This is a genomic window from Thermoleptolyngbya sichuanensis A183 (assembly GCF_013177315.1).
In the GTDB taxonomy this organism is placed as follows: domain Bacteria; phylum Cyanobacteriota; class Cyanobacteriia; order Elainellales; family Elainellaceae; genus Thermoleptolyngbya; species Thermoleptolyngbya sichuanensis.
Genome location: NZ_CP053661.1, coordinates 586,751 through 607,578, shown reverse-complemented (window position 1 = coordinate 607,578; position 20,828 = coordinate 586,751). Strand labels below are relative to the sequence as shown.

General features: G+C 55.6%; 19 protein-coding genes and 1 pseudogene. 16 read left to right on the top strand and 4 right to left on the bottom strand.

Going from position 1 to position 20,828, the window contains the following annotated elements; translation table 11 throughout:
- The first annotated feature begins 288 nt into the window (after positions 1-288).
- Together remA and gmk are read left to right on the top strand one after the other, a co-directional pair.
- Entirely contained in the window at positions 289-549 is a 261-nt protein-coding gene (gene remA / locus HPC62_RS02685) for an extracellular matrix/biofilm regulator RemA (protein ID WP_068510970.1), read from the top strand.
- A gap of 127 nt (positions 550-676) precedes the next feature.
- A complete protein-coding gene (gene gmk / locus HPC62_RS02680; RefSeq protein WP_172353637.1) occupies positions 677-1,297 on the top strand; it encodes a guanylate kinase in 621 nt (206 codons plus the stop codon).
- Between the two features lie 44 nt (positions 1,298-1,341).
- On the opposite strand, the gene HPC62_RS02675 is transcribed toward gmk, so the two are convergent.
- Positions 1,342-1,911: a hypothetical protein gene (locus HPC62_RS02675; protein ID WP_216655319.1), complete on the bottom strand. Its 570-nt coding sequence runs from the start codon at positions 1,909-1,911 to the stop codon at positions 1,342-1,344.
- 277 nt (positions 1,912-2,188) lie between these two features.
- A complete protein-coding gene (locus tag HPC62_RS02670) occupies positions 2,189-5,383 on the bottom strand; it encodes a valine--tRNA ligase (RefSeq protein WP_172353636.1) in 3,195 nt (1,064 codons plus the stop codon).
- Positions 5,384-5,912: 529 nt separating this feature from the next.
- Here HPC62_RS02670 and HPC62_RS02665 point away from each other — a divergent pair.
- From HPC62_RS02665 to HPC62_RS02655, 3 genes are all read left to right on the top strand, one after another.
- Entirely contained in the window at positions 5,913-6,626 is a 714-nt protein-coding gene (locus tag HPC62_RS02665; protein ID WP_172353635.1) for a GntR family transcriptional regulator, read from the top strand.
- Positions 6,627-6,730: 104 nt separating this feature from the next.
- The gene (locus tag HPC62_RS02660) at positions 6,731-7,138 is read left to right on the top strand and encodes an allophanate hydrolase-related protein (RefSeq protein WP_172353634.1); all 408 of its coding nucleotides are present in this window, start codon (positions 6,731-6,733) and stop codon (positions 7,136-7,138) included.
- A gap of 265 nt (positions 7,139-7,403) precedes the next feature.
- Entirely contained in the window at positions 7,404-7,907 is a 504-nt protein-coding gene (locus HPC62_RS02655) for a Tic20 family protein (RefSeq protein WP_172353633.1), read from the top strand.
- An 87-nt stretch (positions 7,908-7,994) separates the two neighbouring features.
- On the opposite strand, the gene HPC62_RS02650 is transcribed toward HPC62_RS02655, so the two are convergent.
- Entirely contained in the window at positions 7,995-8,792 is a 798-nt protein-coding gene (locus HPC62_RS02650; protein WP_172353632.1) for a fumarylacetoacetate hydrolase family protein, read from the bottom strand.
- 242 nt (positions 8,793-9,034) lie between these two features.
- Between HPC62_RS02650 and rpsF the strand changes: the two genes are divergently transcribed.
- Positions 9,035-9,340: a 30S ribosomal protein S6 gene (gene rpsF, locus HPC62_RS02645; RefSeq protein ID WP_216655318.1), complete on the top strand. Its 306-nt coding sequence runs from the start codon at positions 9,035-9,037 to the stop codon at positions 9,338-9,340.
- A gap of 190 nt (positions 9,341-9,530) precedes the next feature.
- On the opposite strand, the gene HPC62_RS02640 is transcribed toward rpsF, so the two are convergent.
- Positions 9,531-11,750: a SulP family inorganic anion transporter gene (locus HPC62_RS02640; protein ID WP_172353631.1), complete on the bottom strand. Its 2,220-nt coding sequence runs from the start codon at positions 11,748-11,750 to the stop codon at positions 9,531-9,533.
- A 185-nt stretch (positions 11,751-11,935) separates the two neighbouring features.
- On the opposite strand from HPC62_RS02640, the gene HPC62_RS02635 reads away from it, so the two are divergent.
- The 10 genes and pseudogenes from HPC62_RS02635 (at position 11,936) to HPC62_RS02590 (ending at position 20,802) form a co-directional block, all read left to right on the top strand.
- A complete protein-coding gene (locus HPC62_RS02635) occupies positions 11,936-12,994 on the top strand; it encodes an NAD(P)/FAD-dependent oxidoreductase (protein ID WP_172353630.1) in 1,059 nt (352 codons plus the stop codon).
- Positions 12,995-13,124: 130 nt separating this feature from the next.
- Positions 13,125-13,676, top strand: coding sequence for an Npun_F5560 family protein (locus tag HPC62_RS02630; protein ID WP_172353629.1), 552 nt, complete (start codon positions 13,125-13,127; stop codon positions 13,674-13,676).
- Positions 13,677-14,339, top strand: a complete 663-nt coding sequence (locus tag HPC62_RS02625) for a hypothetical protein (RefSeq protein ID WP_172353628.1) — start codon at positions 13,677-13,679, stop codon at positions 14,337-14,339.
- 205 nt (positions 14,340-14,544) lie between these two features.
- Positions 14,545-15,558, top strand: coding sequence for a type I glyceraldehyde-3-phosphate dehydrogenase (locus HPC62_RS02620; protein ID WP_172353627.1), 1,014 nt, complete (start codon positions 14,545-14,547; stop codon positions 15,556-15,558).
- A 176-nt stretch (positions 15,559-15,734) separates the two neighbouring features.
- On the top strand, positions 15,735-16,019 hold the full coding sequence (locus HPC62_RS02615; protein ID WP_172353626.1) for a DUF3288 family protein: 285 nt from the start codon (positions 15,735-15,737) through the stop codon (positions 16,017-16,019).
- Positions 16,020-16,252: 233 nt separating this feature from the next.
- Complete coding sequence (gene hpxZ, locus HPC62_RS02610; RefSeq protein ID WP_172353625.1) at positions 16,253-16,630, top strand: oxalurate catabolism protein HpxZ; 378 nt, start codon at positions 16,253-16,255, stop codon at positions 16,628-16,630.
- 45 nt (positions 16,631-16,675) lie between these two features.
- Positions 16,676-18,145, top strand: a complete 1,470-nt coding sequence (zds, locus tag HPC62_RS02605; RefSeq protein WP_172353624.1) for a 9,9'-di-cis-zeta-carotene desaturase — start codon at positions 16,676-16,678, stop codon at positions 18,143-18,145.
- A gap of 220 nt (positions 18,146-18,365) precedes the next feature.
- Positions 18,366-18,464: pseudogene (locus HPC62_RS24260) on the top strand (nucleotide-binding protein); the annotation flags it as partial.
- Between the two features lie 143 nt (positions 18,465-18,607).
- The gene (gene rppA, locus HPC62_RS02595) at positions 18,608-19,294 is read left to right on the top strand and encodes a two-component system response regulator RppA (RefSeq protein WP_172353622.1); all 687 of its coding nucleotides are present in this window, start codon (positions 18,608-18,610) and stop codon (positions 19,292-19,294) included.
- On the top strand, positions 19,291-20,802 hold the full coding sequence (locus HPC62_RS02590) for a sensor histidine kinase (RefSeq protein WP_172353621.1): 1,512 nt from the start codon (positions 19,291-19,293) through the stop codon (positions 20,800-20,802). Before rppA ends, HPC62_RS02590 begins: the two co-directional genes overlap by 4 nt.
- Positions 20,803-20,828: the final 26 nt, after the last annotated feature.

Below are 20,828 nucleotides of genomic sequence, written 5' to 3'. Positions count from 1 at the left end.
CGGAAAAGTACCACCAGATTTGGTTTTAACAAATTGAAAATATATACGTAAAACATCCTATTATTGGTCAGAATGATTACCATTGACTTTGAATCTGGGGTGACAACTGTAACCTCTAGAACCAAGCACTTTGAGGATTTCTACCGAGTGCATCACTAAAACCAAGAACTATTTGAAAGTCACTAGACGTACTGCTCTTTGCCAAGCGGCCAAGGTGCCGCCTGCTTTGGGGTGGTATCCAGATTTCACGCATCAGTTCTGCTCACTTTCTATTCCGCATGGATTTGTATGGACATCCGGCTCATCAATATCGGCTTCGGGAATATCGTGTCTGCAAATCGGGTGATTGCCATTGTCAGCCCCGAATCAGCCCCCATCAAGCGTATCATCAGCGATGCCCGCGATCGCGGACAGTTAATTGATGCCACCTATGGTCGTCGCACTCGTGCTGTCATTGTGACCGATTCTGGACATGTGGTGTTGTCAGCGATTCAGCCCGAAACAGTCGCCAACCGCTTCATGGTGAGCAAAGACAACAGTGATGACTAGCTCCACCCCGAGATGACTAGCTCCACCCCGAACAGACGCAGCGCAAGAGGCGGCTGATATCAAGACGGATCAGATCTTCAACTGCATATAGAATGAAGATCCTAAAGATTTTGGTTGCAGTTGTTATATGCAAGAGCGTTGGTCAAGTGGCAGGCTAATTGTCCTAACTGGGCCGAGCGGGGTTGGCAAGGGCACGCTCTTGAAAGCCTTGATGACACGGCATCCTGAGCTTTATCTCTCGATCTCAGCGACGACTCGTGCGCCGCGTCCCGGAGAGGTCGATGGTCAGCACTACCTTTTTCTGAGTCGTGCCGAGTTTCAGGCGCTAGTTGACCAGGGGGAACTGTTGGAGTGGGCTGAGTTTGCAGGCAACTGCTACGGCACGCCCCGTCGTCCTGTGGAGGCAGCAGTTCAAGAGGGGAAGTGGGTCATTTTAGAAATTGAGCTAGAAGGGGCACGGCAAATTCGGGACACCTTCCCGGAGGCGCTGCGGATTTTTGTGCTGCCGCCTTCGCTGCATGAGCTAGAGCATCGCCTGCGGGGTCGGGGGCAAGATTCGGAAGAGGCGATCGCCCGTCGGCTGGAGCGGGCCCGCGCCGAAATCAATGCGGCTGACGAGTTTGATGTGCAGGTCGTCAACGATGATCTGGGTCTAGCCCTAGACCGCATTGAGCGAATTCTATTCCCAGCCGCAGATACCCTGCCAGACCCAGCGATCGCCCTCAGCGAAAGGGTCAAAACGCCCTGAGGACTGGCGATCAGTGGCTCTGTCTGCCAAGCAAACCAGGAATTCTAGACAGGCTGAGACTCTTCTGAAGGGCTTTGCAATGAGGCATCTTTGCCCGCGCTGTGGTTGTGTTTTACAGGAGCAGCCGCAATAGTTTCTTCAGCATGAGAACCTGCGCTGGGGTCTGCATTGAGGCGTAGCGCATTTGCCATCATCTCAATCTGCTTTTTTTCGCGCTTTAGATTTTCCTCCAGCTCCTGGATCTGATCCCGCCAGGCCTCAACCTCTAGCGCCCGCCGTCCAATCTCCTGCTCTTTCATGGTGTAGGATTGCCGCCACTGCTCAGCCCTCTGCGCTTCTTCGTGGAGCAGCGCGGGTGAAACCCCGGCGGTCAGATAATCCTGCACAATTTCCAACACCCAATCTTTTGCATCTTGCAACTGCTTGATCTTCATCGAGCTGCTTAGCTCCACGAGAACCAACATGCCTGTTGCATAATGTTCGGATGCCTCGGCCCACACAATATCTCCAGACTCACAAACTGCCCATACGTAGTCAGCACGCTTTTGGGCAAGCAACTTTAGTCCCGCCTTCCCTTCAGAATCTCGCGTTGTCACCTGAGCCAGGTAGAGCATCAGAATCGAGCCGTGATTGAGAAGATTTGTGAATCCTTAAGAGTTAAGTATACCGCTGGCCCCGTTCAGAGTCTAAGGCGATCGCAGCCGAATTGCATGAAGATTCTGAACTGTCACAGTAGATAGTGTCAAAGACTACCAAAACTATCAACGTATGAGTCAACGTATGAGTCCACGGAGAGTGCATCTAGTAAATTGCGATAGCAAAGTCAACATCACCCCTAGATGCAAACCCATAGGCACCCCGTCAGGACTCTAGCCCAAACTCGGGAGAGTCCTAAAGTCGGGAGAGGCGATCGCGCAGAATAGCAGCCTGTGTTTCCGCCTCTGCCAAAGCATCCCGCACCCCCTGAACCACCTCTGCCGGAGCGCGATCGACAAAATTGGCATTACTCAAGCGCGATCGCAGGCTCTCGGCTTCTGCCGTGGTCTTGGCCAGATTCTTCTCCAGCTTAGCTCGCAGGGCAGCAACGTCCACCACACCCGCCAGCGGCACCGACACCTGCACCGTCCGCACCACGCCCACCATCGCCTGCGGCGTTCCCCCAGGCGGAGTCGGCACTTCCTGCACTTGGGGCACAGGCAAAGGCTTTGTCGATTGCGGCGACGGAATTTTGGGCATCGTCGGCCTGGCATCAGAAGGCGACGCTTCGCCCAGAATATCCGTCACCACTCGATTGACCAACTCCCCAAACTCACGGCGCTTCTGAGAAGTCGAGAGATAGCGGATGGCAAACCAGATCGTGTATCCAAAGCCCAGCAGTTTCAGCAGCGGCGTGACCAAAATCAGCCCATTCAGCGAATGCACCGTCGCCAGCAGCGTCCGCGACACTAGCACCAGCGCCACCACCAGGCCCAGCGTTACAATCAGCTTGCGATAGCGCTCCAGAGAGCCAAAGTTCACACCTTCGACCGCTTTGTAGGCAGCTTCGGCGGCTTCTTGAGCCAGGTGCAGTGCCTCTGCCTCAAACTCGTTGGGTGCAGGCAGCGAGTCGCTGGGCGTAGTCGGCACAGACACGGGTTCTGGAATAGACAGGCTCTCAATCTTTGCCAAATCTTTAATATAGGTCTGCCCCGCAGTGAGAATGGCTCGTTCCTGGGCGTTGTCCGTTTGCAGGACGGTGCGAATCTTCACGCCCGGTTTGATGTCTGCCTCGGCCCGCAGGTTCCGCACCGTGCGAATGGTGTCGAAGATTAGCCCAAACTGATCCTCCAAATTAGAGTTGATGCGCTGGGGATCGGCTACGGGATAGGGCTGGAGCGCCAAAGTTGCCTCTTCGCCCGTTTGCGTCAGCGTATGCCAAATTTCCTCGGTAACATGCGGCATAAACGGGTGCAGCAGGCGCAGCGTCCCCTCTAGCACCGTGGCCAGGGTTTGCTGAGCTGCACGACGGCGATCGCCCGCGCTGGTATCCTGAAGCCGCGATTTGACTAGCTCAATATACCAGTCGCAAAAGTCACCCCAGATGAACTCGTACAGCCCCTTCGCCGCTTCGCCTAGGCCGAAGTTATCAATCTGGTGGCGGGTCTGCTGAATCGTCTGGTGATAGCGGGAGAGAATCCAGCGATCGCTCATCTCCAGCCCTTCTGATCCCGGTTCTCCCAGTTGCGCGGGGGTCTGTCCGTCCAGGTTCATCATCACGAACCGAGAGGCATTCCACAGCTTGTTGGTAAAGTTGCGCGAGGCCTCCACTGAGGGCGATTCATCGGTCTTGCGGTTATATTCCAGGCGAATGTCTTGCCCCGCACCCACAACCTCTTTAACCAGCGTGTAGCGCAGTGCGTCGGTGCCGTACTTGTTAATGAGCAGCAGTGGGTCGATGCCGTTGTTGGCCGACTTCGACATTTTCTTGTTGTTTTCGTCCCGCACCAGACCGTGAATGTAGACATACTGGAACGGCATTTTGCCCGTAAAGTGCTGCGCCATCATGGTCATACGGGCGACCCAGAAAAAGATAATGTCGAACCCTGTGACGAGCGTTGTCGTGGGATAGTAGGTCGCCAGGTCAGTTGTCTGATCCGGCCAGCCCATCGTAGAAAAGGGCCAGAGTCCTGAAGAGAACCAAGTGTCGAGTACGTCGGGATCTTGCTGAATCTGCACACTATCGCCGTAGCGGGCCAACAGGTGCGATCGCGCTTCATCTTCCGACATCGCCACCACAAAGGGCGTATCGTCCGTAATTTCGCCGCCCGTCTCGCTGACGGCGTAGTAGGCAGGAATCTGATGGCCCCACCAAAGCTGCCGCGAGATGCACCAGTCGCGCAGGCTCACCAGCCAGTCGCGATAGACCTTCTTCCAGCGTTCGGGGATAAATTCCGGTTCGTTATAGTTATCCAGGCGATCCAGCGCTGCATCGGCCAAGGGGCGAATTTTCACAAACCACTGGGTCGAAAGCAGCGGCTCGATGGGCACTTTGCCGCGATCGCTGTAGGGCACGGTGGTCTTGTAGTCCTCAACCTTGACCAGGAAACCCTCGTCTTGGAGCCGCTGCACCACCTGCTTGCGGGCCTCGAAGCGGTCGAGGCCCTGGAACGGCCCGGCGACTTCGTTCATCGTGCCGTCTTTGTTCATCACGTTGATGAACGGCAGGTTGTGGCGCTTGCCCATTTCAAAGTCGTTGGGGTCGTGGGCGGGCGTAATCTTCACCGCACCGGTGCCAAAGCTGGCATCCACGTAGTCGTCGGCGATGATGGGAATTTCGCGTCCGGTGATGGGCAGGCGAATCGTCTTGCCAAGGAGATGCTGATAGCGCGTGTCTCCTGGATTCACCGCCACAGCCGTATCACCCAGCATCGTCTCTGGGCGCGTCGTCGCGACTTCGACAAAGCCAGACCCATCCGTCAGCGGATAGCGGAAGTGCCAGAGGTGGCCGTTCACTTCCTGGTTTTCCACCTCCAGATCCGACACCGCAGACTGGCTGGCGGGGCACCAGTTCACCATATACTGCCCGCGATAGATCAAGCCCTCGTCATAAAGCTGCTTAAAGGAATGCAGCACCGCCCTAGACAGACCCTCATCCATCGTGAAGCGCTCGCGGCTCCAGTCTACCGACAGCCCCAGGCGGCGAAGTTGTCCGACGATGGTGCCGCCGGATTCTTCTTTCCATTCCCAGGCGCGTTTGAGGAACGCCTCGCGCCCCACATCGTAGCGGGTTTTGCCCTGCTGTCGCAGTTCCTTTTCCAAAAGCGTTTGCACGGCGATGCTGGCGTGATCGGTGCCAGGGAGCCAGAGTGTGTTGCGACCGATCATGCGGTGATAGCGCACCAGCACATCGATCAGCGCGTGTTCAAACGCATGGCCCATGTGCAGGCTGCCCGTCACGTTGGGCGGCGGAATCACAATGCAGTATGGCTCGCCCGGAGCGTTGGGGTCTGCCTTAAAAACTTGCCGCTCTTCCCAATATCGTTGCCATTTGGGTTCGGCGATCGCAGCGTCGTATTGGCTGGGCAAGTTGGGGATAGTCGCAGTCATGACTGGCGCAGAATTTGGCTGGATTACTCCTTACCACGTTACAAGAATTTTGCAGTTAGATGTCAGAGTTTGGGGATGGGCTAGTGAAGGGTTAGACACGTCCCCAACTCTGCGGGACGCTGGATGCAAATCGAGCCTGCGTGTACACTGCATACAGGGCACATGGTTTAGACGACCCTGAGGTCTATGTCATTGCCATCCTAAAGGTTGCTTAAACTTGCAATCTCTAAGCTTCTTCTTCATCCGTCCTTTCCTCAGAGCTAATTTACGAAGCAAATCTTAAGAAGCCTGAAACTCTTGGCATGTGTGGCTTTGAGGTCATGTTTGCCCAGGAAAAGCGGTTTCTCGGAAATCCTTGATTAACAAGGCTTTCAGGCTCCTTTACAAATTAGCTCTCAATCAGGGTAGTTTTGAGTAGGGCTGCTGTAAGCTGCATCTGGGCGAAGTAGCCTAAATTCTGAACTTAATTCAACATTCGACTATTTACTCATTACTTATTTACTGATTTAACGCGAAGGATCTTCTCGTTTTGACTCTCTCTTCCCTTTCGGTTCAACGTAGTAAATCCCTCTACGAGCAGACCTACGAAGCGCTGCGGGCCAGCATCTTGTCTGGAGATCTGGCTCCTGGGCAGCGGCTAGTAGAAACGCAGCTTGCCGAGCGACTCCAGGTCAGCCGCACGCCGATTCGCGAGGCGATGCGTCAGCTTCAGCGGGACACGCTGGTGACGGCCGACAGCAGCGGTGGGCTGCGGGTGGCCTCGCTATCGGTCGAAGACGTAATTCAGCTTTATGACTGTCGGCTGGCGCTGGAGCAGTTTGCCGTGCAGAGAGCCTGCCAACACGCCACACCAGAGCAAGTGCGATCGCTCGAACAGTTGGTGGCCCAGTCCGAAACCCTGAGCAAGTCCCAGACCGAATACAGCCCCGAAATGCTCGATCTGGACTATCGGTTTCATCGGCTGATTGCCGAAAGCTCTGGCAATCGCTGGCTGGTGTCGCTGCTGGATCAGGTGTTTGACAAGATGGCGCTACTGCGGGTGCAAACGACGCGCCGCAATCCCCGCGTACTGGAAATTCGGCAGGAGCATCGGCAGATCTTCGAGACGATTCAGACGGGCTGGCGATCGCGCTCTGAGGCCGACATCACCGCCGCCGTTGCTGCCATTCGGACGCACCTAATCGCCAGCCAAGCCCGCGTGACACAAGAAGTAGAGAACTTGCAGCACGGCGTAGACGGATGAAGTGATAAGGGACAGCACGATAATGCCATGATGAGATGATGTGAGATTTTGTTCTATCCATCCATTGTTCCATCCACGTTCCATTCACGTTCTATCCAACTGATATGACCGAAGCCACGACTCGCCACGTCTTTATCTGCGGCTCTGCTCTGCGCGGCCAGCCCGACCACGGCAACCTGCAATCCGCTACGTTTGTGCGGGAAGCCAAAACCAAACCCATGTATCGCCTGCATTCGGTGCAAAACGGCTGGCATCCTGGCATTTATCCCGTCGAAGAGGGCGGCATCTCGATTCCGGGCGAAGTGTACGAGATGACGGCCGAACAGTTCGACTACCTGGCCAGCAACGAGCCGCCCAATATGCACCCCAAAGACGTGTACCTGGAAGACGGCAGCGTAGTGACTGCCTTCCTCTACCCCAGAGAACTAGTAGAACAGTACGGCTGGGAAGACGTGTCGCACTACGGCGGCTGGATTGCTTATAAGGCGGCCACCGCATCCACCAGCAGCTAAGCGGCTCATCGAAACGGGGCGGACACAGGTTACGTCGGGTAGGCGGCGCGAGTAAATTGCATGATTCACCCCAAGCTGCGCGATTTTAGGCGTGTGCCTTACACTGGAGTAGTTCCCATTGCCCTACAGCTTCCATCGCTAGAGTCTGGGCAATGTTTTAGGCAGTGTTTTACCAGTGCCCGTTGCATACGCCTAATACAGATACCCATCGCGAGTCACCCATCGCGAGTCACCCGTCACAGACGACCATCGGAGAGTTCAACCTATGTCCTGGCGCACATCCTCTGCTGGCCCGCTCGATCGCCTGTTTGCCTGCCTTCCCTACATCCTGCCGATGCTGGAGGCGCTACCCTTTGGGGTGGGGCTACTGAGGGAGTTTCCGATGCTGCAACCGCTGCTGCTGCCGCTGGCTCCCTTCGCCTTTGTCTATAGTCTGGTAACGGGCATCTTTTCGTTTGGCGGGTTTGGCATTGGTGGATTTCTGGTCTTCCTGGCGCTGTATTTTCTGGTCGTCCGCAACGAAAGCATTTCTCATTTCATCCGGTTCAACACGATGCAATCTATCCTGATTGGCATTGCGCTGAGCCTGTTTGCGCTGGTGATCAGTCCAATTTCCGAGGTGCTACCGCCGCTGTTTGTGCAGAGCCTCTTTACGGCGCTGTTTTTGGGGGCATTTATCCTCTGCATTTATGCGATTGTGCAGTCGGCGCTGGGCCGCTATGCCGAGATTCCGACGATTTCTGACGCGGCAAAAATGCATGTGTACTAAATCTCCGCACCAGCTTGCTGTCAGCGGGCTAGCCTAGATCATTATTGAAAAATTGCTAAGAATTGAGGGCAGTTGAGCCAGCGGGGGTCAGGCGATCGCCACTGATTCTGCATTTCTGGCGGCAATTGTGTTTTCTAGTGCGCCAATGCCTTCGATTTCCACCCGAATGCGATCGCCCACTTGCACAGGCCCAATCCCTTCCGGCGTGCCCGTCAGCACCACGTCCCCCGGCAGCAGCGTCATTACTTGGCTGATGTAGGACACCAGCACCTCTGGCGCAAAGGTCATTTCGCTAATCAGCGCCGACTGCACAGGCTTGGGGCTATCGTTCAAAAAAGTTTGCAGGCGGGCGCTGGGGTTCAGTTCTCGCACGATCCACGGGCCCAGCGGACAAAAGGTATCAAAGCCTTTGGCGCGAGTCCACTGACCGTCTTTTTTTTGCAAGTCGCGGGCGGTGACATCGTTGGCAATGGTGTAGCCCCAAATCTTGTTCTGGGCAGTTTCGGGGGAGCAATCACAGCAGCGATCGCCAATCACCAGCGCCAGTTCGCCTTCATAGTCCACCCGCGCCGACTGGGGCGGATAGAAGATTGGGTCACCCATTGCAATCAGCGTCGTTGAGGGCTTGAGAAACAGCAGCGGCTCTTTCGGGGCTTCGGTACCCATTTCGGCAGCGTGCTTGGCGTAGTTTTTGCCCACGGCGATGATTTTTGACGGCACGCAGGGGGCCAACAGCCGATAGCTATCCGGCTCAATCAGCAGATCGGTCAACTGCCCCTCCAGCCACGGCGGCGCATCCAGCACCTGCACCTGGCGGTTGAGCTGCAAAATGCCGTAGTAGAGCTGACTGGAGGTGGTTTGAACCCGAACGTAGCGCTGCGCCATAGCAAAAACTGAAATCCAGGGAATGAGTGATAGAATGTTATTTCCTTGCTTCTAAGCCAGAATGCCCGATTGAACGAGCGTCCGCAAGGCGTAGACTTACCCATTGTCCGGCAAGACCTGCCTGAAGCACTAGGGCGATCGCCACGGGCATGGGTTTCTTTAAGGTTCGTCGTCCTGACGTTCGTTCGCTCAGCGCATCTGCCTCTAGAGGCCGTCTGTCCACAAGGAGACTCCTTAAACCCATGAATTACGAAACGATGTACATCCTCCGGCCCGACCTGGGGGATGACCAGACCGATGCGGCGATCGCCAAATACCAAACCATCCTGAAAGACCAGGGCGCAACTGACATCGACACCCAGCACCGGGGCAAGCGCCGCCTCGCCTACGACATCGGCAAGCATCGCGAAGGCGTATATATCCAGATGAACTACGTCGCCAGCGGCAATGCAGTCGCCACGATGGAGCGGGCCATGCGCCTCAGCGAAGATGTAATCCGCTATCTCACCATCCGCGTTGAAGAGCCTGCTGCGAAGGAGCCTGCCTAGCGGTTCCACCAGGCTGAATCAACGCGCAAATTTGGCTGTAGATGATCCCTGTGAAGTTCGCCACTTTGCAGGGATTGATGCTTTAACGCCCTAGAGCAAGCCCCTTGCAGCAAGCTAAAAATGCCCGTCCGCCCTGACTTCCTCTGCGTCAGTTTGGTCTGTCTGAAGTGCTGCTCCCTGATTTCTAGCGCTAGGCATCCTCTAGCAACCGCTTCAGCGTTTGTTCGCGATGAATCAACTGCTCCGTGAGCCGATGGAGAACAAATCGGTGAAACGCGGCCGCCAGCGTCGGAGCTTCGTTCTCCATCCGGCCAAGTGCCTGGGCAGATAGCCAGTACAGCGTGCAGGGCTTTTCAGCCACCGCAGAACTGGTGTGGGGTATGCGGGCATAGAGCGATCGCTCTCCCACAATATTTCCCGCGCCCACGGTCTGGAGCCGCTGGGTAGTGCCATCAGCCAGTTCCAAAATGATGCTGATCTGCCCGCTTTCTATAAAGAAAAGTCCATCTGGCGCATCGCCGTGGCGAAATAGCAGATAGCCAACCTCGCCGGAAATCTCTTCCAAGTAATCCATCAGGGCCGAAGCGTCATCGAGATGGGGAAACCAATTTTGCAACTGGAGCGCCAGCGGCAGCGATCGCTGTCTTCGGAGAGGAATCGTCAGCAGGATCTGATTTTCGCACCATTCTACGCCGCGATCGAGTTCGGCAAAGAGATGACAAACCAAGTCTTCTTCTTCTAAACACCCCCCCTGCCGGAGTTGGCGTTCTAGGGGCGATCGCACCTCTGAAAACACCAACTGAAACGAGTGCTGAACTGCCAATTGCCGGAGCTTGACAAAGCTCAGCACCGCAGAGGAGTCCATGCCGCTGACCCGGCGAAAATCCAGCACCAAAAATCGCAGCGGCATTAGGTCAGGATCATCTGCGCGTTGGCGCACTTGCGACAGCAGTTGGGTGGTGGTGCCAAAGAACAGATATCCCTGGAGCCGCAAAATTTCGATCTGTTTGCCTTCGGCTTGCAGGATTTGCTGAAGCACGGGCGATCGCTGCACGCTGCTGGGATGGTCTGCGCCAGAAAGCCGATAGCGCTCTGCCTGAACGCGGCTGTAGTTGACGACAAAGACGACGCAGGCCGCCAAAATGCCCAGGCCAATACCCGGCAAAAAATCGACTGCTGAAATGACTAGAAAAATTCCAAAAACCAGCCCGTATTCCATTCGAGATAGGCGAAACCAGCTTTGGTAGAGCCATTCCACTAATAAATCTAGTCCAGCGAGAACTGTCAGCGAGAAGACCACAAACGTCGGCAGGTAAGCCAGCAGATTTCTGGACAGCAGGGCAAGCAGGATGCATCCCGCCGCAACGAGTCCCGCAAGTCGCAAGGTCGCGCCCGCTTTTTGATGAATCAGCGTGTTGGCCAGGTCAAGATGCGAGAGCGATCCGCCACCCAGCCCAATGAGCATATTGGCGATGCCGTTGACCTTCAAGGTTTGGTCAATGTTGGTTTCTTGCTTGAGCGCAAGTTCAATGCCAACCGCCTCAAACATCAGCACCAGCGGCACCAGCAGCACGATGCCGACCAGCGCTCCACTGTGTTGCATTAGGGTCGGCAGATGGATCTGGCTGAGAAAATTTCCCTCGGCGTTCTGGATCACAAAGCTATCCCGGAGCGGAGAGAGAAACCAACCGTCGGCGATCGCCGCTTCCAAAGGAACGCCCAGCCCCAGCCGAACCCCGTGCGAGAGGGCGATCGCCCCCAACAAACAAAGCGGCAGCACCAAAAAATGGTCGAACCACCGTTCCAACGCCATCAGCACAGCCATCAGCCCCAGCCCTGGCAATAGCTTGAGCAGAGTCTCTGACTGAAGGACTTGATGCACCAAATCCATCCCCTCTGCACCGTTGGCAACTAGGCTAAAACCCACCTGCACCACCAGCCAGCCAATCCCTGCCAAAAAGCCACCCAGAACGGGATAGGGAACAAATTGCAAAAATCGGCTCCACCGAAACCGACCAATGCTCCAAAGCGCGAGTCCTGTCAGCACACTGCTCAGACCCACCAGCGCCCACACCGTCGGCAGACTAGAGCCACTGGCTCCCGATTGCGATAGTTCTCGATGGATTGCGCCTGCTGCGACGGACAGAATAGCCGCCGCCTCCACAGACGGGCCCACAACCGCAATCGGGAGCCTGCTGCCCAGCGTTACCACCACCCCCGTTACCGCCGTACTCAAGAGCGCCATCAAAATGCCAACACTCTGCGCCCCAGAGGGCAAGCCCGCCATCAAGATCAGCCCAACGGCGATCGCATCCGTAGTTAGCACCAGCCCCATCAACAGTCCCGCGGTCATCTCAGACACAAGGACTTGCATCGGCATCGTCCTCAGCCGTTCAAGCAGGGGATTCATCAGGTTCCGCCGCAAAAAAAGTAAGTCGGGTTGCAGGGATTATACTCCGCCTATCCGAAAAACGGGGGAATCTCCAACCGATCCCTGAAATTCTTGCTAGGCTTGTCTTGCTGGGCTTAGACTGTGGCCAAAATGCAGGACTGCAAGCCGCTAAACGCCCTGCCCATCTTGTACCCCAATACGCCATGAAGCTGAGTAAAAAGAACCTGGGCGATCGCCTCAATCACGTTTACGATGTCATCATTGTGGGCGGCGGCGCGGGGGGGCTTTCCGCAGCGATCTATCTTCAGCGCTATCGCCTCTCGTGTCTAGTCGTCGAAAAAGGCAGGGGCCGCTCCTTCTGGATGCAGGATTTGCGGAATTATCTGGGGCTACCACCCGACACACCCGGCCGCGACCTGCTGCAACAGGGACAAGATCACGCACTGTCGCTCGGTGCAGACCATCTGCGCGGCTATGTGGAATCGGTCGAAGACGAGGGCGACACCTTTGCGGTGAAAGTGAAAGTCGGCAAGGCCGACAGCGTATATCCCGTATTTCGGAGCAGGTATGTCATCGCCGCCAGCGGCATCATCGACCACTTGCCGCATCTGGAAAACATGCAAAACGTGTACGACTACGCAGGCTATAACCTGCACGTTTGCATGATTTGCGACGGCTACGAAATGGCGGACAAACGGTGCGGGCTATTTGTCAACTCCGAAGGCAATATCAACACCGCCTTTGTGCTGAACTGGTTTACCCCCTACATCACCGTGTTTACGCAGGGCTTGTTTGAGGTGAGTGCAGAAATGCGTAAAAAGTTGCGCGATCACGGCTATCCTCTAGTAGAATTGCCGATTAAGCGCTTCCTCGGTCATGATCACGAGATGACAGGCGTTGAGCTGATCGACGGTTCTATGGTCCCGCTGGAAACGGGTCTGGTCGCAATGGGTTCCCACTATTTCAACGAATATCTGCAAGGGTTGGACTTGGAATGGAAGGGCGACAACTTGGTGACTGACGGGATGTGCCGCACGTCTCACCCTCGCATTTTTGCCCTGGGAGATCTAAAAGAGGGAATCAACCAGGTGGCGATCGCCGTTGCAGACGGTGCGCTAGCTGCGACCGCCATCTGGCGCGAAATCCGACGAGCCTCGCCACCCCGCCGCTGGGAAGCCCATTTAGATAAATCCCATTCCGACTCCGATTCCGACATCCTACCCCCTGAGTCCTTCCCCCAGCCCATCGAAGCCGCTTCCTAACTCTAGTCTTCAGCCATTTCGCCAATCCCCAAAATCCAAAATCTAAACTCCAAACTCCCCCTCTACCACAATTTACCCTTAGCCCTTTTCCCGTTCCTGCTAGATCCACCGAACCGCCAGTCGGAGTGATATGACTCATTCTCTAACCATCCCAGAACTCCAGGCAGAAGTCGCGCACCTGCGCGAAGAACTCCAGATGCGCGACCAGCTTGTGCAGCAGTTGTCGCAAGAGCTATTTCGACTGGTTAAAGGCCAGTCCAATCAGGCTCCTTCGGCGGCGCTGTCAGAGCGGCATCAAAACGAGATGCGGGTGCTGAGAGAGCAGCTTCAAGCCGTCGAGCAGCAGGTCGGGTTCTATCAAGAGCAGATCGCCAGCCGCGACACCGAGGTCTATCAACTGCGCCAATCGGTGCAGGAACTGACCGACCGTTCCCGGATGCTGGAGCAGGTGGTGCAGGAACTGCCCCATATCTACCGTCAGAAATATCTGGAGCGCTTGCAGCCGATCAAGGAAAAGGTGGCCCAAATTCAGCAGGAAAACCGCCGCCTCCACGCCGAGTTGCAGAGCGTCAGCTATCGCCTGGCCGTTCGCACCCGCCGCGTCACGCAGATCGACCTGCCGAGCTTCCCGCGTGCTGGTGCGCCCGTGCCCGTGTCGGTTTCGTCCTATGGCGGTGCCTAAGTGGCTCAGGTCTGGATTGTTGCAGAGTCCAATCCATTTGCAGAGCAGGCGATCGCCCAACTGAAGCAGGCGATCGCCCAGTGTCCTACAAGCTCCACCCCCGATACCGTTCGAGTCGTCGCGCCCGCCGACCTGCCGCCCGTCGTAGCCCCAGAGGACATTTTCTGCCCGCTGACGCTGGCGCTGCCAGAGGCTCTGGCGTTTCCAGGCGCATCAGTGTTTCGCGCCTGTGCCCAGGTAGACAGCCTGCGCCAGTCGGTGGCAGACCGCTTTGGCGTGAAACCCGGCGATGGTTCGCTCTGGCTGCCCATTGCGCTCACGGCTAAAGGGCCGCTCTACGGCGAGGCGATCGCCCTCGCTGCCCACACCCCAGAGCAATACCGCCAGCCCCACCACCTGAGCGATCGCCAGCGCCAGCCCCTCTATGCCCTTGCCTTTCGCCTGCTGGACTGGCTGAATGCACCCCCCGCTGTCTACTTATTACAGGTTGCGCTGAGCGACGAGGGCGTGGTGTTTGATCGGCTCTGGCCCTATCCGGCCGCAGGGGCGATCGCCAGCCTATCGGTTCAAACGCCCGATCTGTTTACCGCCCACTGGCTCTGCCTCAGCCACCAGCCCCTCCTCGACCTCAGCATCCCAGGCGAATCGGCCAAAATCTTATAGAACTGATAAGTTTCGCCCTTGCAAAGGGTAAGTATAAATGCCTATACTAAGTGTCGTCAGGACAGTTTTCTGACGCAGATCCGCTTAAGAGTTTTGATCCTCGATGCCTTAGCGCTCGACCTGATTTCCTTGAGTGGTGAACTCTTAAAAGTGTATGATCTGTTTCAACATTGGCGAATATCTAGTGTAAAGAGGGCAAGACGCAGTGATTAGAGTAGCAATTAACGGCTTCGGGCGCATTGGGCGGAACTTTATGCGCTGCTGGCTGGGGAGATCCCACAGCGATTTTGAAATCGTTGCCATTAACGATACCTCCGACCCCCGTACTAACGCGCACCTGCTGACCTATGACTCAATGCTAGGCAAGCTAAACGCAGACATCAGCGCCGATGAAAACACCATTACTGCAAATGGCAAGGTCGTTAAGTGCGTCTCTGATCGCAACCCCCTCAACTTGCCCTGGGGTGAATGGGGTATCGATCTCGTCATTGAATCAACGGGTGTTTTCACGAGCCGCGAAGGCGCTTCCAAGCACCTAGAAGCTGGAGCCAAGAAAGTCCTCATCACTGCGCCGGGGAAAAATGACGACGGCACCTTTGTGGTCGGTGTCAATGAAAAAGATTACGACCACAGCAAGCATACGATCATCAGCAACGCAAGCTGCACCACCAACTGCCTTGCGCCTATTGTGAAGGTCATCAACGACAACTTTGGCATCATCAAAGGCACGATGACCACCACCCACAGCTATACAGGCGACCAGCGCTTGCTGGATGCCAGCCACCGTGACGTGCGTCGGGCCCGTGCCGCCGCGCTAAACATCGTCCCCACCAGCACAGGCGCAGCCAAGGCAGTTGCTCTAGTCATTCCTGAAGTTGCGGGCAAGCTGAATGGGATTGCGCTGCGGGTTCCCACGCCCAACGTCTCCGTGGTGGACTTTGTGGTGCAGGTCGAGAAGCAGGTGATTGCGGAACAGGTCAACGAAGCGCTCAAGAATGCGTCTGAGGGCAACCTGAAGGGCATCCTGGGCTACAGTGAGCTAGAACTGGTGTCCTGCGACTATCGCGGCACGGACTTCTCCTCTGTGATCGACTCGAAGCTGACGATGGTGCTGGGCGGCGACATGGTGAAGGTTATCGCCTGGTACGACAATGAGTGGGGCTATAGCCAGCGCGTGGTTGACCTGGCCGAGGTTGTGGCGCAAAAGTGGGCTGCCTGAGTCCTGCCTAAGTGAGCAATCGGCCCTGAGCCTGTCATCTTTGAGCCTGTTATCTCGCTAACGAACTGCTTTTCCCCCTCTAGAAAAGGGCTGTAACTCGGTTGCAGCCTTATGCTAGAGGGGGCTCTTAATGTTGTAAGAGAGTTGTTAAGAGATCAGAAAGTCCAGAACACCACATGACCGAAAAGCAAGACCAGCAGCATCCCCAGTGGAGCGGCGATCGCCAAATTACCAACGCGCTCCTCTCCGGCGACCCAACGGACTATAACCTCAGCGAACTGGCCCGGCTGCGGATTCGCTACAACGGGTTTCCGGGTGCGAGAGACATTCAGGCCGATCTGGACAAAGTTCTGCAACAGTGGGGGCTGACGGAAGAGGAACTGTTTGAGAAAACGCGGCAAATTCACCAGACCAGCCAGATTTATCAAGGGCGCAATAATCAACGAGAAGATTGGAGCTAGGGGTAATTTGGGATTTTGGATTGGCGTAGGACTTACGCAGTTGGACGATTTCTCGCGGGCTGCGCCTGCGAGAAATCGTCCAAAACCCAGAAAACTTATCGCAAGTGCGTCAGTCCTGTGGCGTTTTTGGATTGGCGTTTTTGAATTTTGAATCTGAGGGCTTGGAGGGTTTCTAGCCAATTTACAGCTATTTTTTACAGCTATCTTTTCTAGGGAGGATTGACAGAACGAGCGTGGAAATTAATCGACCCGATGTGGTGGCGGAAGTGACGGCCGCCTTTGAACGCTACGAGCAGGCCTTGGTGAACAACGACGTGGCGACGCTGGATGAACTGTTCTGGCAAAGTCCTCACACGATTCGCTATGGCGCGACAGAGAATTTATACAGCTATGAGGCGATCGCCGCCTTTCGCGCCAGCCGTCCTACGGGCGACCTCCGCCGCGCCCTCCGCAACACCGTCATCACCACCTATGGCAGCGATTTTGCCACCGCCAACACCGAATTTCGTCGCACCAGTTCTGGCAAAACGGGTCGCCAGAGCCAGGCCTGGCTCCGAACGCCAGCGGGTTGGCGGGTGGTCTGCGCTCATGTGTCCCTATTAGGGGGTTAAAATATGTAAAGAAATTCTTAAAGCAAGTCTGAAGGGATTGGCAGAATGCGCGTTGCAATCGTTGGGGCAGGATTGGCTGGGCTGGCGGCGGCGGTGGAACTAGTAGACGCGGGCCACGAGGTGTCGATCTACGAAGCCCGGACGTTTGTGGGCGGCAAGGTGGGAAGCTGGATCGACGCAGACGGCAACCATATCGAAATGGGGCTGCATGTCTTTTTCAACAATTACAACAACCTGTTTGCCCTAATGCAGAAGGTGGGCGCGTTTGAGGCGCTGCTGCCGAAGGAGCATGTGCATACCTTCGTGAATCGCGGCGGCGAGATTGGCAAGCTGGACTTTCGCTTTTTGCTGGGCGCACCGTTTCACGGACTGAAGGCATTTTTCACCACAGAGCAACTGACGCTGCTCGACAAGCTGCAAAATGCGATCGCCCTCGGCACCAGCCCCATCGTCCCCGGCTTGGTCAACTACGACCTGGCCATGAAGTGGATTCGAGCGCTCGATGCCATCAGCTTTGCCGACTGGTTTCGCAGCCACGGCGGATCGCAGCACAGCCTAGAACGCATGTGGGACCCGATCGCCCTCGCCCTTGGCTTTATCAACACAGAGGAAATCTCCGCGCGCTGTATGCTCACCATCTTTATGATGTTTGCAGCCAAGACAGAAGCCTCGCGGCTGAATATGCTGGCGGGTTCCCCCGATGAGTATTTGCACAAGCCGATTCTGAAATACATCCAGGAGCGCGGCGCACAGGTTTACACCCGGCGGCAAACGCGGCGAATTTTGTTTGAGGAGCAGGACGGCAAAACGGTGGTGACGGGGCTGGCGATCGCCAGTGGTGACACCGAAGAAATCGTGACAGCCGATGTCTACTTGGCTGCCTGCGACGTGCCCGGAATTCAGCGCCTCTTGCCCGCCGAGTGGCGCAAGTATCCCGAATTCGATAATCTCTACAAGCTAGAAGCCGTGCCTGTGGTGACAGTGCAGCTTCGTTTCGACGGCTGGGTCACAGAACTGCAAGACGCGGAACAGCGCAAACAGCTTGACCACGCCGCCGGACTCGACAACTTGCTCTACAGTGCCGATGCGGATTTCTCCTGCTTTGCTGACCTGGCGCTCACTAGCCCCAAGGACTATTACCGAGAGGGCCAGGGTTCGCTGATGCAGGTCGTGCTGACCCCCGGCGACCCGTTCATCAAAATGAGCAACGAAGACATCGCTCAGCACGCACTAAAGCAGCTTCACGATCTCTTCCCGTCCTCCCGCGACCTAACCATGACCTGGTTTAATGTGGTAAAGCTGGCGCAGTCGCTCTATCGCGAAAATCCGGGAATGGACCCCTACCGCCCGCCCCAAAAGACCCCCGTGCCAAACTTCTTCCTGGCAGGCAGCTACACGCAGCAGGACTACATCGACAGCATGGAAGGCGCAACGATTTCCGGCAAACAGGCAGCCGCCGCCATCCTCGAGCCGACGGGCTACAAGGTGCAGGGCACGGGACTCTTTAAGTATTGATGAGATTGATGAGCCTAGAGGGCAGACTCAGGATTGTATAGCCTTTGGAAGCAACCGCGGAAGCTTCCATCAGTATGGCGCAGCTTAGTATTCAATGCTGTCGTCGCAGGCCGAATCTGAACTGATTGCTCATTGTCTTATTTCAGAACTTACTTGGCTTCCGAATAAGACCTGTGGCTGCGATCGCCCTTCGGTTTCTTCTGGCACAGCCAAAGGCGGCGTGGGGAAAACGACTGCGGCGATCCACTTGGCGGCGTTTTTGCAGGCGCAGGGCGAAACGCTGCCGATCGACGCTGATCCGAATCGCTCGGCTACGGGCTAGGTCAAGCGGAGTAGCTTGCCCTAAAACGTTGTGGATGAGGGCGATCGCCCTGCTGAGATTTTCTTGTGGTGCCGATTTACAACACTTGCAGAATACTTTAGAGATGAGGTGTGCGATCGCCCTGAATCTTGCAAGCTGAAATGCGAATTTTGCTGGTGGAGGACGACAAGGAGCAGCTAGAGCCGCTAGTTGCTGCGCTGTCTCAGATGGGGCACTTGGTGGATAGCGTGTCCGATGGGGACACGGCCCGCTGGTTGCTCCGCGACAAAGACTACGACCTGCTGATTTTGGACTGGCTACTACCCCAAATCAGCGGCATTGATCTGTGCAAGCTATATCGTCAGTCGGGGCAAGGAGCGCCTGTGCTTATGCTAACGGCACGAGACACCACCGCTGATAAAGTGGCAGGGTTGGATGCTGGAGCTGATGATTATCTTGTAAAGCCCGTCGATGTACTAGAACTGCTGGCGCGAGTGCGGGCGCTGGGACGGCGATCGCCTCTGTGGATTGGCGATCGGCTAACCTTGAGCGACCTCATTCTAGATCTAGCCACCATGACTGCCCATCGAGGTGAGGCCAAAGTTGTCCTCACGGCCCGCGAGTTTCAACTTTTGGAATACTTTTTGCGCCATCCTGGGCAGGTTTGTACTCGTGACCAGCTTGAGTCCAATCTTTGGGAATGGGATAAGCAACCTGAAAGCAATGCTGTAAGCACCCAAGTGCGACGATTGCGACAGCGCCTCAAGTCGCTAGGCATTGAAGACTGGATTGAGACTATTTATGGTGTGGGCTATCGGCTGCAAATTCCCAAACCAGGATGCCAATGAGCGACTCTAGTGTGCCAGCAAAAAACCAGAAATTACCGCCAGCCAGCTATCGGGGCGCGATGATCATGTCTATTCCCATCGTGTGCTTGCTAAGCTGCGTTGGAATACAGGCATGGCTGGATCATGGGATTGCCCAGCATGAAGCGCAGGTACAGCATACGCAGAAGGTACGCTTAGAAACCCAAGCCTTGCTCAATCACTTAGTCGATGCCGAGACCGGAGTACGCGGCTTTGGGCTAACCTATCGCTCGGAATTTTTACAACCGTACTATATTGCTCAGATCGAAATTCCTAAGTCCTTACAAAAGCTGGAAACTTTAGTTAGTGATAACCCCCAACAAACTCAGCGACTGACAATCATTAAAGGATACGTCGATGAGAGTGTAAAACTCTTGGAAAATAAGCTGCGGCTCAAGCGCCAGATCCAGGAGACCACTCCACCGCCTCGACAAACCGCTGCTTCACTGGAGGATTTTTATGCGTGGCTGGAGGAAGGGAAAGAACTTATGGATAACACACGCTACAGGATTGACGCTTTTGCAGTTGAAGAAGAAAATCTTCTGCGCGATCGCCAACGGCAGCTAGACCGCTATCGTCAGATTAACACATTTGTATTGCTGATCTCCGTTTTAGTCGGCATTATTAGCGGCGGCTTTGCGATTCACTTGTTCCTTCATCTGAACCGAGAGCTAGCAGCACGAGAAGGTTGCTTGCAAGCAACTAATGTCGAGCTTGAGCAAGCGTGCGATCGCCTCGAACGATTTACAGCCAGTGCCTCCCACGAACTCCGCGCTCCAATTGCAGCAATCCTCAGCAATGCCCAAGTTGGGCTAATGGCTCGAGACGGCGATTCAACGCAGCCCCGCCAGCGGCTAGAAAAGATTGTGCAGTTAGCCAAGTCGATGAGTGCCTTAGTAAACGATTTGCTATTTCTGGCGCGGCACGAAGGCAAGCTAGATGAGGAATCGCTCCAGCCCTTTGACGTGCGATCGCTCCTAGCTACTCACCTCAACGATTTGCAATACCAAACAACTCTCAATCTTCAGATCACCAGTGACCTGCCGGATGATCCAGTTATTCTGCGGGGCGATCTTGATCTAGTTCAGCAAGTAATCACGAATTTACTCAGCAACGCCTGCCGCTACACACCGGCAGGTGGGTCTATTACAGTTCGCCTGCGGACAACTGAGGAATCAGCAATTTTGGAGGTGATTGATACAGGGATTGGCATTGCCCCCGAGTCCTTACCCTATATCTTTGAGCAGTTTTATCGCGAAGACCGTGCCCGCTTCCAAGAAACAGGAGGCTTTGGACTAGGGTTGGCGATCGCCCAGCAAATCGTGCAGGCCCACCACGGCACAATTTCCGTGACCAGCGAGATTGGCAAAGGGTCAACCTTTACGGTGACGCTGCCGCGCATTTCCAAGCTGAATTTAACTAGCTTACCTTACTCAGACGTTGGCTTGTGGCAACGGGCAGGAGACAAGGCTAGAAAACAGCCGTCATGATTCCGTCATAATTCCTTGTTAGATTA

What these genes read in the sequence shown, in the direction of transcription:
- HPC62_RS02630 (WP_172353629.1), top strand. Translation starts at nt 13,125, where the DNA reads ATGACTCATTCTCTAACCATCCCAGAACTCCAGGCAGAAGTCGCGCAC.
- HPC62_RS02650 (WP_172353632.1), bottom strand. Translation starts at nt 8,792, where the DNA reads ATGGCGCAGCGCTACGTTCGGGTTCAAACCACCTCCAGTCAGCTCTAC.
- HPC62_RS02660 (WP_172353634.1), top strand. Translation starts at nt 6,731, where the DNA reads ATGACCGAAGCCACGACTCGCCACGTCTTTATCTGCGGCTCTGCTCTG.
- HPC62_RS02655 (WP_172353633.1), top strand. Translation starts at nt 7,404, where the DNA reads ATGTCCTGGCGCACATCCTCTGCTGGCCCGCTCGATCGCCTGTTTGCC.
- zds (WP_172353624.1), top strand. Translation starts at nt 16,676, where the DNA reads ATGCGCGTTGCAATCGTTGGGGCAGGATTGGCTGGGCTGGCGGCGGCG.
- rppA (WP_172353622.1), top strand. Translation starts at nt 18,608, where the DNA reads ATGCGAATTTTGCTGGTGGAGGACGACAAGGAGCAGCTAGAGCCGCTA.
- HPC62_RS02640 (WP_172353631.1), bottom strand. Translation starts at nt 11,750, where the DNA reads ATGAATCCCCTGCTTGAACGGCTGAGGACGATGCCGATGCAAGTCCTT.
- gmk (WP_172353637.1), top strand. Translation starts at nt 677, where the DNA reads ATGCAAGAGCGTTGGTCAAGTGGCAGGCTAATTGTCCTAACTGGGCCG.
- HPC62_RS02675 (WP_216655319.1), bottom strand. Translation starts at nt 1,911, where the DNA reads ATGCTCTACCTGGCTCAGGTGACAACGCGAGATTCTGAAGGGAAGGCG.
- rpsF (WP_216655318.1), top strand. Translation starts at nt 9,035, where the DNA reads ATGAATTACGAAACGATGTACATCCTCCGGCCCGACCTGGGGGATGAC.
- HPC62_RS02615 (WP_172353626.1), top strand. Translation starts at nt 15,735, where the DNA reads ATGACCGAAAAGCAAGACCAGCAGCATCCCCAGTGGAGCGGCGATCGC.
- remA (WP_068510970.1), top strand. Translation starts at nt 289, where the DNA reads ATGGACATCCGGCTCATCAATATCGGCTTCGGGAATATCGTGTCTGCA.
- HPC62_RS02635 (WP_172353630.1), top strand. Translation starts at nt 11,936, where the DNA reads ATGAAGCTGAGTAAAAAGAACCTGGGCGATCGCCTCAATCACGTTTAC.
- HPC62_RS02670 (WP_172353636.1), bottom strand. Translation starts at nt 5,383, where the DNA reads ATGACTGCGACTATCCCCAACTTGCCCAGCCAATACGACGCTGCGATC.
- HPC62_RS02590 (WP_172353621.1), top strand. Translation starts at nt 19,291, where the DNA reads ATGAGCGACTCTAGTGTGCCAGCAAAAAACCAGAAATTACCGCCAGCC.